This window comes from Cupriavidus sp. IDO (genome assembly GCF_000812465.1).
Classification (GTDB): domain Bacteria; phylum Pseudomonadota; class Gammaproteobacteria; order Burkholderiales; family Burkholderiaceae; genus Cupriavidus.
The window spans coordinates 1-11,694 of sequence record NZ_JWMA01000061.1 but is presented as its reverse complement, the minus strand read 5'-3'; the positions used below and the strand labels follow the sequence as shown (position 1 = coordinate 11,694).

9 protein-coding genes and 3 pseudogenes are annotated in these 11,694 nt (G+C 64.2%); 1 reads left to right on the top strand and 11 read right to left on the bottom strand.

From position 1 onward, the window contains the following. Window positions 1–103 precede the first annotated feature (103 nt). A pseudogene (locus tag RM96_RS19265) lies at window positions 104–1,351 on the top strand (PHA/PHB synthase family protein); the annotation flags it as partial. Window positions 1,352–1,357: 6 nt separating this feature from the next. On the opposite strand, the gene RM96_RS19260 reads toward RM96_RS19265, so the two are convergent. The 11 genes and pseudogenes from RM96_RS19260 to RM96_RS19215 all read right to left on the bottom strand — a co-directional run bounded on the left by RM96_RS19260 (window position 1,358) and on the right by RM96_RS19215 (window position 11,509). Continuing rightward, window positions 1,358–1,711 carry a hypothetical protein gene (locus RM96_RS19260; RefSeq protein ID WP_039012933.1) on the bottom strand — a complete coding sequence of 118 codons (354 nt, stop codon included), beginning with the start codon at window positions 1,709–1,711 and terminating at the stop codon, window positions 1,358–1,360. Between the two features lie 131 nt (window positions 1,712–1,842). Then, window positions 1,843–3,685: pseudogene (locus RM96_RS19255) on the bottom strand (acyl-CoA dehydrogenase). Between the two features lie 8 nt (window positions 3,686–3,693). Next, window positions 3,694–4,068 (bottom strand): annotated as a pseudogene (locus RM96_RS19250) (3-hydroxyacyl-CoA dehydrogenase family protein); the annotation flags it as partial. 237 nt (window positions 4,069–4,305) lie between these two features. Continuing rightward, window positions 4,306–5,076 carry an SDR family NAD(P)-dependent oxidoreductase gene (locus RM96_RS19245; protein ID WP_039012931.1) on the bottom strand — a complete coding sequence of 257 codons (771 nt, stop codon included), beginning with the start codon at window positions 5,074–5,076 and terminating at the stop codon, window positions 4,306–4,308. Between the two features lie 21 nt (window positions 5,077–5,097). After that, window positions 5,098–5,229 carry a hypothetical protein gene (locus RM96_RS40560; RefSeq protein WP_274520206.1) on the bottom strand — a complete coding sequence of 44 codons (132 nt, stop codon included), beginning with the start codon at window positions 5,227–5,229 and terminating at the stop codon, window positions 5,098–5,100. A 141-nt stretch (window positions 5,230–5,370) separates the two neighbouring features. After that, window positions 5,371–6,534, bottom strand: a complete 1,164-nt coding sequence (locus RM96_RS19240) for a formylglycine-generating enzyme family protein (protein ID WP_039012930.1) — start codon at window positions 6,532–6,534, stop codon at window positions 5,371–5,373. Between the two features lie 3 nt (window positions 6,535–6,537). Beyond that, complete coding sequence (locus RM96_RS19235; RefSeq protein WP_052279596.1) at window positions 6,538–8,202, bottom strand: arylsulfatase; 1,665 nt, start codon at window positions 8,200–8,202, stop codon at window positions 6,538–6,540. Between the two features lie 43 nt (window positions 8,203–8,245). Beyond that, window positions 8,246–8,665: an SDR family NAD(P)-dependent oxidoreductase gene (locus RM96_RS19230; protein WP_052279595.1), complete on the bottom strand. Its 420-nt coding sequence runs from the start codon at window positions 8,663–8,665 to the stop codon at window positions 8,246–8,248. After that, window positions 8,662–9,102 carry an acyl-CoA thioesterase gene (locus RM96_RS19225; RefSeq protein ID WP_039012929.1) on the bottom strand — a complete coding sequence of 147 codons (441 nt, stop codon included), beginning with the start codon at window positions 9,100–9,102 and terminating at the stop codon, window positions 8,662–8,664. The genes RM96_RS19230 and RM96_RS19225 overlap by 4 nt, the downstream gene beginning before the upstream one ends. Window positions 9,103–9,106: 4 nt before the next feature. Next, a complete protein-coding gene (gene hisD / locus RM96_RS19220; RefSeq protein ID WP_039012928.1) occupies window positions 9,107–10,390 on the bottom strand; it encodes a histidinol dehydrogenase in 1,284 nt (427 codons plus the stop codon). 69 nt (window positions 10,391–10,459) lie between these two features. Then, on the bottom strand, window positions 10,460–11,509 hold the full coding sequence (locus RM96_RS19215) for a LacI family DNA-binding transcriptional regulator (protein WP_052279594.1): 1,050 nt from the start codon (window positions 11,507–11,509) through the stop codon (window positions 10,460–10,462). Between the last annotated feature and the right edge of the window lie 185 nt (window positions 11,510–11,694).

The window sequence follows — 11,694 nt, the reverse complement described above, 5'->3', positions numbered from 1 at the left end:
CCGGTCCTTGAAATCCTTCCCGTAACGAGCCACTTCTCTCTCTCATCGCCCCCAGGGTTCAAATTCTATCGGGGCGACATCTATTCTGCCGCGGGGGGGAATGGCGCTGGAATCGGGCGGCGAGAGCCTGCGCGCCGGCTTCGCCAACCTGATGGCGGACATGCAGAGCGGCCGCATCGCCATTACCGACGAGTCGGCGTTCGAAGTCGGACGCAACGTGGCCGTCTCGCAGGGATCGGTGGTGTTCGAGTGCGACCTCATGCAACTGATCCAGTACACGCCGCTGACCAGCCAGGTGGCGGCGAGGCCTCTGTTGATCATGCCGCCCTGCGTCAACAAGTTCTACATCCTCGATCTCCAGCCGGCCAATTCCTTCGTGCGCCATGCGTGCGAGCAGGGCTATACCGTGTTCCTGGTGTCGTGGCGCAATCCGGGCGAGGAACTGAAGGACGTCATCTGGGACGACTACCTCGAACAGGGCGTGATGCAGGCGATTGACGTCGCGCTGTCGATTAGCGGCGCGGACCAGGTCAATGCGCTGGGCTGGTGCGTCGGCGGCACCATCCTGTCGGCGGCGCTGGCGGTAATGCGGGCGCGCGGGGAAAAGACGGTGGCCAGCATGACCCTGCTCACCACCATGCTGGACTTCGCGGAGCCGGGCGACCTCGGCGCGTTCGTCAGCGAGCCCATCGTTAGCCAGTACGAGCAGACCATTGGCGGCGGCGGCATCTTCCGGGGCAAGCAACTTGGCTTCGTGTTCCAGCTCCTGCGCGCCAACGACCTGCTCTGGCCCTACGTGGTCAACAACTACCTCAAGGGGCAGCAGCCGGAATCCTTCGACCTGCTCTACTGGAACGCGGACACGACCAACCTGCCGGGGCCCATGTTCGCCTGGCTGCTGCGCAACGGCTACCTCGCAAATCGGCTGCGCGAGCCGGGCCGGCTGACGATGTGCGGGCAGGCGCTGGACCTCGGGAAGGTCGACGTGCCCAGCTATGTGTTCGCCACGCAGGGCGACCACCTCGTGCCGTGGCGCTCGGCATATCGCGCCACGCAACTGCTGGGAGGCGACTCGCAATTCGTGCTCGGCGCGAGCGGCCATATCGCCGGCGTCATCAATCCGCCGTCGGCTGGCAAGCGCAGCTATTGGGCAGGGGGCAAGCCGGGCGCGGACGCGGACGCATGGCTGGCGCAGGCGGAATCGGCGCCGGGAAGCTGGTGGACGCACTGGAACCAGTGGCTGCGTCGCCGTGCTGGAAAGAAGGTGCCGGCGCCGGCGCGGCTGGGGAACGAGGTCTACCAGCCGATCGAACCGGCACCCGGGCGTTATGTCAAGGTTCGGCACGAATGAGAACCGCTAACAGTTGGAAGGGCTCGACTGTTTAATCCCCTCTCCCATGTATGCGAGAGGGGAGAAATTCGAGCACCGAGCCGCCCACACCGGCCGCGCGGCGGTCATGCCCTTGAGGAAGGCCAGCGAGCACAGCACCACGGCGCAGGCGCCGTCCCGATTGACGAACACAGCAACGTCCGCGGGTCGCTGATCATCCGGCTCCCCCGCACCTCCTCGACCGTGGTCTCGGTCCGGAACTGGGCGAAGGGATTCAGCGAGGCGGCCCTGCGGCTCTTCACCGCGATCTGCGCGATGTCGGCAGCCGTAGTGGCCGGCCTCGGCCATGTACTTGCGTATCTTCGCGGCATAGATGTCCATGAAGATCGCTTTCCGGGGGGCAAGCGCCGCGAGGTTCCGCTCACAAGCTCGATATAGCTGCGAACTCGAATCTATGTCTGAGGCAGTACACCGAGTGCCCCGATTCTGGCGTTGCAGCTAATGTCGCAGTGTCAGAACCACGCCTCCCGCATATCCAGCGTCGTCCGGTCAAGCGAAGCCAGCAGATCGAACTGCGGGCCCACCTTCGGCAGCTCCCAGCGGAAAAAGTAAGCGGCGGCGGCCAGCTTGCCGCGATAGAAATCAGTCTCGCCTGCGCCGTTGCCGGGCAATGCCCGCTTTGCCTGCGTCGCCTGCTCCAGCCAGATCCAGGCCAGCACAACATGGCCAAACGCCTCCAGATAGATCGACGCATTGGCCAGCGTCGCATGGACATCATCCGCCGCCCACAACTGGCGTGTAACATCCGCGAGTACAGAAATCGCCGCGCCGAGCGCATGAGCGTGTTCCGCCAACACCGTGTCGCCCGCGCGCGTTCGCGGCTTTCGTGCATGCGCTTGCACAGCAGGCGTAGCGCCTCGCCGTCGTGCATTACAACCTTGCGGCCCAGCAGATCCAGCCCCTGGATCCCGTGCGTGCCTTCGTGAATCGCGTTCAGCCGGTTATCGCGATAGAACTGCTCGACGTTGTACTCGCGGGTGTAACCGTAGCCGCCGTGAACCTGGATAGCCAGGCTGTTGGCTTCCAGGCACCACTGCGACGGCCAGCTCTTGGCAATGGGTGTCAGGATGTCGAGCAGCAGTGTCAGGCGCTCGCGCTCGCCGTCATCGCCGGCGGCGCGCAGTTCATCCACGAGCCGCGCACAGTACAGGTTCAAGGCCAGCGCGCCTTCTGCGTAGCTCTTCTGTGCCAGCAGCATGCGGCGAACGTCGGCATGCTCGATGATCCGGACCTGCGGGCTGGCGGCGTCCTTGCCGCCGGGGCCGGTGGCACGTCCCTGGGGCCGGTTGCGCGCGTAGTCCAGGGCATGCAGGTAGCCGGTATAGCCTAGGACGGCGGCTCCAAGCCCCACGCCGATGCGAGCTTCGTTCATCATGTGGAACATGCAGGCCAGGCCCTTGCCGGGCTCGCCCACCAGGTAGCCAATGGCGCCGGCCTTTCCGCCCGGCCTGTACTTCATGCCTTCACCGAAGTTCAGCAGGCAGTTGGTCGTGCCGCGATAGCCCATCTTGTGATTCAGGCCCGCCAGCACCGCGTCGTTGTGCACACCCGGGCTGCCGTCCTCGCTGACCAGGTACTTCGGCACGATGAACAGCGAGATACCCTTCACCCCGGGACCAGCTTCCCATCCGGGCCCGGTATCTTGGCCAACACCAAGTGCACGATGTTTTCCGCCAGATCGTGCTCCCCGCCGGAGATCCACATCTTGTTGCCACGCAGGCGATACTGCGGGCCAAACGGCGAATCCCCCTCGAGGTTGGCGCGGGTCGTGATGTCCGACAGCGATGAACCCGCCTGCGGCTCCGACAGGCACATGGTGCCGAAGAAGCGCCCATCCAGTTCCGGCTTGACGAAGGTATCGATCTGCGCCGCAGTCCCGTGCGCCACCAACAGGTTGGCGTTGCCGATAGTCAGGAACGGATAGGCGCTGGTGCCGATATTGGCCGCCTTGAAGTAGGCGAAGCCCGCCTTCTCTACCACCAGCGGCAGCTGCATGCCGCCCAGTTCGTAGTCCTGGCCGGCCGCCATCAGTCCGGCGCCGCAGAAGGCGTCCAGCGCGGCCGTCACTTCGGGAAGGATAGCAACGGCGTCGCCGTCAAAGTGCGGCTCCTGCTGGTCGCTCTTCTTGTTGTGGGGCGCGAACAGTTCGGTGGCAATCTTCTCGCAGGTATCCAGCGCGGCATCGAAGGTCTCGCGCGAATGGTCTGCGTAGCGCCCGATACGGGTAAGCTGCTCGACCTGCAGCCACTCATAGAGCAGGAAGTTCAGGTCACGACGGGAAAGGATGAGCGACATGTCGACCCTCACAAGTTGAAGCTGTGACCGGCATCCGCCAGCTTTTCCAGCGAGGGCGCAGGCGCCCATGCGTGGCCATGGTAGCCCTTGGCATAATGCCGCATCGCCTTCAGGACATTGCCCAGCCCGACCTCGTCCGCATACTGCATCGGTCCGCCGCGGAAGCGCGGGAATCCATAGCCGCTCAGGTAAACCATGTCGATGTCCGAGGCCCGCGACGCAATCCCCTCCTCCAGGATCACGGCACCCTCTTTGACCAGCGCGAACACCAGCCGCTCGACAATCTCCTCATCCGTAATTTCGCGCCGCGTGAGCCCGAGGTCCTTCGAATGCCGCGCGATCATGTCGTTGACCTCCTGGCTCGGGTAGGCCTTGCGGTCGCCCGGTCCTACGCCTTCCCGGACGAAGTACTGCGTTGTCATGCCATTTCCTTTTGTGCTTTGAGTGTCGTGCAAATATCGCTGCCCGATCAATACCGCAAACTGAGTTTGTAGCGCAGATACCGGCGAACACACAGAATGATGATCTCGCTATCAAAGCGTCGCCCATCGCCGGCCCGGCATTCCTCGGTCACGCCGTTATTGGGGCCAACTTGGGTATCGAAGACCAGCTGCGTCGCCCTACAACGACGAACAGAGGTGCCCGCCATCGACCGGCACGCAAGCGCCGGTCATCCACGATCCCGCGTCGGTCGCCAGCAGCAGCAGAAGCCCGTCTAGATCCTCGGGCTTGCCGAGTCGGCGCATCGGAATGTGTTGAATCAGTGCCTTCCCTTGCTCGGTCTCCCACTTCGCGTCGGTCATCTCGGTGCCGATGTAGCCTGGCTCGATGGCATTGACGCGGATACCGTAACGTGCCCACTCGAGCGCAAGACTCTTGGTCATGTGGACGACGGCCGCCTTGGACGTCGAATACGGCGTAATGCCTGGCATCACCCGCTCGCCCTGAATCGAAGCGATGTTGATGATCGACCCTGGCCGGCCAGCCTGCTTCCAGCGCCGGGCCGCTTGCACAGCGACCAGCCAGACACCGCGCACATTGGTCGTCATCACCGCGTCGAAGTCCTGCGTGGCCACCCTGAGCGCCGCAGCCTCGCCGGCAATGCCGGCGTTGTTGACGACGACGTCGAGCATGTCGCCCGAAGCGTCGATCTCGGCAAATGCGTCGACGATCGATGCTTCGGAGGCGACATCCATCTCCACCACCGTCACCTGCATCGAGCCAAGCCGGGCCAACTCTTGCGCAAGCGCGTCGAGCTTCGCCTTACGGCGCGCTGCGATCACCACCTTGGCGCCGCAGCGCGCCGCCAGCCGGCCGAAGTTTTCGCCGAGCCCCGACGAAGCGCCGGTTATCAGAACCCGCTTGCCAGCGAGCAATGCTCCCATGTCCATGTCCGTATCCTTCTGCACTGTTCAGCCGGCGATCGCCGGCAAGTCTTCGTAGCCGGTGCCCCAATCGCCATGGCGGCTGCGGAGGCCGTTGACCGGAGGATTGTCGAGCGTGATTACGGCAACGCCATCGCAAATCATGTAGTGCGTAGTCATGCAATGTCTCGTGAGGTATGTCGATAAAGTGCCCATCGGTCGATGACGGGACTGCCGGGGCCGCCCGACGCAAGGCGCTCAAGCATCGTCGTGCCGCTCGAAGGGAGCGCGGCGGGGCGACAGCCGGCTGCCAAACCCCGCCTATCTCTGCGCCACCGCGGCACCCCGGTCCACCTTACTTGTTCGCCATGCCTCGTCGCTCATCGCGAGGCGAAACCCGATGTGAGACATGCTGGTGTAGGGATCGGTCCCGCGCCGGGCGCTGGGCCGGTAGCTAAGGCAGAAGTCCTCGTTGCACAGGAACGAGCCCCCGCGCGTGACGCGCTTCGGCGCTGTCGCCGGCACGCCCGGCTCATCCGGGTCCCAGCTTGCCGCGGGACCCGTGGGGTTATGCGGCACCCGGCCTGATGCGGCTTCGACCCGGAATTCGTCGGCGCGGTACCAGTCGGCCACCCATTGCCAGGCGTTTCCGGTCATGTCGGAGACCCCGTAGCCATTCGGAGGGAAGGTGCCGACCGGACTGGTGCCGGCGGCCCCGCCAGCCTTGGCACTCACCACCGGGAAGGGCCGTGCCTGCTGGCCCTGCCATGTATTGGCCATCTGCTTGTTGCCCGGCGCGAACTCGTCCCCCCACACGTAGGTGGCCTGCTCCAGCCCGCCGCGCGCGGCGAACTCCCATTCGGCCTCGGTGGGTAGGCGCTTGCCCGCCCACTTTGCGTAGGCCAGCGCGTCCTCGTAGCTGACCTGCACGACCGGGTGCTGGTCCTTGCCTTCGATGCTGCTGCCCGGCCCCTGCGGGTGGCGCCAGTCTGCGCCCGGGATGTAGCGCCACCAGCGCGAGACGTCGGCGTAGTCCACCACTTCTGGCGTGCCGACGAACACCAGCGCGCCCGGCACCAAAGCCGTCTCCGGCGGCCGAGGTGTGCCCGGCGGCAATTGCGGGGCGATGGTCGACCAGTCAGGCTCGCGCTCGGCGGTAGTGACATACCCCGTAGCCTCGACGAACGCGCGGAACTGGGCGTTCGTGACGTGATGGGTATCCATCCAGAAGCCGTCGACACGCACCTTGTGCGCCGGGCGCTCGTTCGACTGGGCGAGCTTGTAGTCGCTGCCCATCAGGAACCCGCCACCCGGCACCCAGGCCATGTCTTCCGGCCCCGTCTTGCCATCGCCGATGAGGATTTTTGGCGGGGTTGGCGACGACGGCGCAAGGAGGCGCGTTGTGGCTAGCCACCCGCCCAGGCCGAGCGCCACGGCAGCGCCAGCCACTACGAGCGCGATGCGCAGGTTGGCGAGAGGTTTCATGGCTTACTGCGCCTGCTGGGGCTGCTGTGATTGTTGGGGTGCCGGCTGCTGCGCCTGTTGCTGCCGCAACTGCTGCTGCCGGCGCAGGAAGTCCTGCACCAGGTTAGAGCGATCGAACGACTTGGCGGTCTGTACCGGCGGGTAGTCGGCCAGCGTTTTCAGGTGGTTCGCCAGCAGCTCACTCATCGGTCCGGAGAGCCACGACGCTTTCTGGATGAGGTGGCCATACGAGTCCTTGCTGTCGTAGCTCTCGAACGGATCGCTACGGAGGTTGAACAGCATCGTAACGGAGCGCGGCGCCATGGTGCCGTAATAGTCCTCCTTGGTGGCGAAATGGAACTTCCACGGACCCATGCGAACCGCCGTCAGCTTGTCTTCGTAGTAGTAGATAAAGTCGCGACGCGCGCTCTCTGCCGATTTCCCCGTCCAGTAGTCGACGTTGTTGATGCCGTCGATATACTGCTTCTTCTCCGTCTTCATCCGCTCGACGACATCCGGCACGCCGGCGACTGCCGCGAAGCTCGTGAACATGTCCTGATGCGCCTGGATGCCGTTCTTGATCTGCCCCGGCTTGACCACGCCGGGCCAGCGCAGCATTGAGATCACCCGCACCCCGCCTTCATAAGTGCTCATCTTCTCGCCACGGAAAGGCGTGGTTGCGCCATGCGGCCAGGACGAGTGCTCGGGACCGTTGTCGGTGGAGTACCAGACGATGGTGTTTTCGTCCAGACCGTTCTTCTTCAGGAAGTCGAGCACCGTGCCGATGTCGTGGTCGTGCTGCAGCATACCGCTGCCATGCAGGTCGTCCTCGTGCGTGTACTTCGCCGCGGCGTAGCGCCACTTGTCGTCGAGGTGCGTATAGAGGTGCATGCGCGTGGTATTGAGCCACACGAAGAAAGGCTTGTCCTCCTTCTTCGACGCCTTCATGAACTCGATCGCCCGCGGAATCAACTCGTCGCCGTCGAAATTCTCCATGCGCTTCATGGTCAGCGGACCCGTGTCCTCGATCCTCTGCTTGCCGACGCGGCCGAAGCGCGGATCGACCGTTGGGTCGTCCTGGTCTTTTGCCCACGAGTGCAGCACACCGCGCGTGGCGAACTTCTTCGCGAAGCCCTTGTCCCCGCCGGGATAGCCGGCCGCGTAATTCTTGTAATCCAGGTACTCGTTCTGCTCCTCGGTGTTGAGGTGGTAGAGATTGCCGTAGAACTCGTCGAACCCGTGCACCGTCGGCAGGTTTGGGTTGTTGTCCCCCAGATGGTTCTTGCCAAACTGACCAGTGCGGTAGCCGGCCTGCTTGAGGACTTCGGCAAGGCTCGGCGAAGCGGCCTGAATGCCGAGCTTGTCGCCTGGCAAGCCAACGGTGGTCATGCCCGACCGGATGGGATACTGGCCAGTGATGAAGGCCGCGCGGCCGGCCGTGCACGAAGGCTGCGCGTAGTGGTCGGTGAAGCGGATGCCCTCCATGCCGATGCGGTCGATGTTCGGCGTGGTGTAGCCCATGGTGCCCATGCCATAGGCACTCACGTTCTGCCAGCCGATGTCGTCGCCCCAGATGACCAGGATGTTGGGCTTGCCTTGCCTGGCTTGTTGGGCTTGCACCAGCGGCGCGGCCGCCAGCGTGGAGGCTGCGGCCGCTATGGCGAGCAACCATTTCATACTCTTGATCATGACCTGTCTCCTCCTTCGTTCTGGTTGTGCGGGCCCTCGCGCCTCAGGCGCGCAAGGCCTCCATGAGTTGCGCGCGCAGCGCCGGACTGCCTGAATAGGGATCGGGCGGGTTGCGCCGCTCGACGATTGCCTCAAAGCGATCGCGCATCGACCCCATTAGGTGCGGATGCGAGTAAATATAGAAGTCGCGCTGGCGGATCGCGTCGAAGGTCATCTGCGCGATCTGCCCCGCGGTGACCTTGGCCGCCCCGGTGGCCTTAGCGTTCTGGGCCAGCGCCACTGCCTGCGAGCGGGTTGGCCCCGCGGTATTGGCCAGGTCGTCTGGAGTGGTGTCCAACGGCTCGGCCTGGATATCAGCCAGCACCAGCTTCATGCCCAGCGTGGCCCCCATCTCAACGAAGGCCTTTCCGAAGCCCGAAGCTGTGCCGGTAATCACGGCAACGCGATCCTTGAGGTCTTTCATAGCGTCACCTGGATGGTTTCGAGCGCCCGGCGCAGTGCCGCTGGCATCGGCACCGGCCGGCGCGTCACGCGGTCGACGTAAACGTGCACGAAGTGTCCCTGCGCCGAGGCTTGCTCGTTGTCGTTGGCGAACAGTCCGACTTCATAGCGCACGCTCGACGTGCCCAACCGCGCCACGCGCAATCCGGCATGCACGAGGTTTGGGAAGGCAATCGACGAAAAATAGCTGCAACCGGTCTCCACAACGAGGCCGACGGCGGGACTGTCGGCAAAGTCCAGCACTTTCTCTTCCAGCAGCCAGCCGTTCACCACGGTGTCGAACCAACTGTAGTAGACGACGTTGTTGACGTGCGCGTAGACGTCGTTGTCCATCCACCGCGTGGTGATCTCCCGAAAGTACCGATAGGCGCTACGGCTATGTGGCTCGGGCTTGCTCATGGCTTCAGGCCTCCGCTTTCAGGCGACGCACACGGATATCGGCCTGCTCCTTGTGGCCGGACATATGTTCGTAGCCGCAGAGGCGCGAGCAGTACTCGCCGACCATCACGCTCGCCTCGTCCGTCAGCACGCGCTGGTAGGTGTGTGTCTTGATGAACTTGCCGACCCACAGCCCCCCGGTGTAGCGGCCCGCGCCCATCGTGGGCAGGGTGTGGTTGGTGCCAATCACCTTGTCGCCATAGCTCACGTTGGTGCGGTGGCCGAGGAAGAGCGCGCCGTAGCGGGTCATACGCTGCAGGTACCAGTCGGGGTCCCTGGTCATGACCTGCACATGCTCGGAGCACAGCCGCTCGGCCACTTTCAGTGCTTCCTCGTCGGTGTCGCACAGATGGATCTCGCCGAAGTCGTGCCAGGCGACGCTGGCTACCGGTGCGGTGTCAAGGCGGGACAGCACCTGTTCGATCGCGGCGGGCAGAGCCTTGGCGATCTTCTTGCTTGTGGTCACGCAATAGGCCGGCGAAGTGGGCCCATGCTCGGCCTGGCCCAGCAGGTCGACAGCGACCAGTTCAGCATCCACGGTGTCATCGCAGATTACAAGTGTCTCCGTAGGCCCAGCAAACAGGTCGATGCCAACGCGACCGTAGAGTTGTCGCTTCGCCTCGGCCACGTAGGCGTTGCCGGGGCCGACGATCATGTCGACGCCCGCGATGCTCTCGGTGCCGATGGCCATTGCCGCCACCGCCTGCACGCCGCCGAGGCAGTAGATCTCGTCGGCGCCTGCCAGATGCATGGCCGCGACGATCTCGGGGCACGGCTTTCCCTCGAACGGAGGCGCGAAGGCGATCACGCGCTTGACGCCGGCCACCTTGGCTGTGAGCACGCTCATATGCGCGCTGGCGATCAGCGGATACTTGCCGCCGGGAATGTAGCAGCCGACGGAATTGACCGGAATGTTGCGATGGCCAAGCACCACACCCGGCAGCGTCTCGACCTCGACGTCGTGCATCGATTCCTTCTGGATCTGGGCAAAGCGGCGGATCTGTGCCTGCGCGAACCTGATATCGTCCAGAGTCTGCGCGGACAGGCCGGCGATGCATGCGTCGATCTGCGCCTGCGTGAGCCGGAAGCTGTCCGGCGACCACGCGTCGAACTTCTGCGAATACTCGCGCACGGCGAGGTCGCCGCGCTGTTCGATATCGGCGAGAATACCTTCGACGGTGGTGCGCACTTGCGCCTGGTTGCTGGCCTTGGTCTGGGCCGACTGGCCTCGCTTGATGACGTGGATCATGTGACTTCCTTTTGATCTGAAATGGGTTGCCGCCTGAGGCGGGTCGAATTTGAAGGGATTCGCCGGGCCCTACGTGGTGGATCGGACGACCAGGCGTCCCGGTATCTCGCGCAGTGCCTCCGAAACGGACCCCTGTGGGCGGCCTTCATCGAGCAACCGGACCACGCAATCGATCATCTCGCTGACCGGCTGGCGCACCGTGGTCAGGCCGTTCTCCGGATACGCTGCAGCACGAATGTCGTCGAAGCCGACTACCGCCACGTCCTGGGGGACGCGAAGGGACGTATTTGTTCGCAGGTAGCCCAGCACGCCGAGGGCCATCACATCGTTGACGCAAAACACCGCATCGACGCGCGGCCTGCCGGCAACGAACAGTTTGGCTGCCGCGGCGCGGGCCCCCTCATAGGTGTACCCGCCTTGCACGCATGCAACCAAGCGCTGGCCATGTGCTGCCAGTCCCCGCTCGAAGCCACGCAGGCGGTCCGACGTGGTGGAGACAATCGGGTCGCCCGACACGAACGCGCAAGCGTGGCGGTCCGTCGCCACCAGATGCTCAGCTACCGCTGCGCCCATATGCTCGTTGTCGCAGCAGACGGACCACACGGTCGGGTCTTCGACACGACGATTCATGAACACCACGGCCACCCCTTGGCGCTCGCACAACTCCGACATCCGCGACGACAGCCGCGCCGCAGTGACGACGATGGCATCGACTTGGTATTGCAGGAGTTGCGGCATCAGATCGTCCGCATCGCTCCCCTCCGATGCGACGAAGAGCAGAAGTTGCCGGCCGGCCCGCTGAAGCTGGAGCGAGAACGCTTCGAGTGCTTCGGGGTAGAAGGGATTGGCCAGGCCTCCCATCACGAGCGCCACGATGCCGGATCGCCGCTGGTTCAGCGAGCGCGCGATCGCATTGGGCCGATAGCCCACCTCGTTCGCCATGGCGATGATGCGCTGCCGCATTTCGTCGGAGATGCGCGAGCGCTTATCGAAGGCGCGCGATATCGTTGATGTGGCGACCCCGAGGCGGGTGGCAAGATCCTTGGCCGCGACACGCCCGTAAATCGGCGCGGCGGGAGTTGCCGGTGAAGCCATCTTGCTGGTGCGCTTGCGTTCCATGCTGTTTGTATGAGTCGCTGTGCATACGATTGCACAGATGACAGCATGGTGCGCGCCCCGGCAGGGGCCGTCCCCTCCCCAAGAGAGCTGAGCTTTACCCACAAGTCCGGTTGTAAACCGGATCGGACGGTGTTAACTTTCGTCCATTCTGTTGATGCAGCGGCAGCGGATTGGCGATCGAGGAC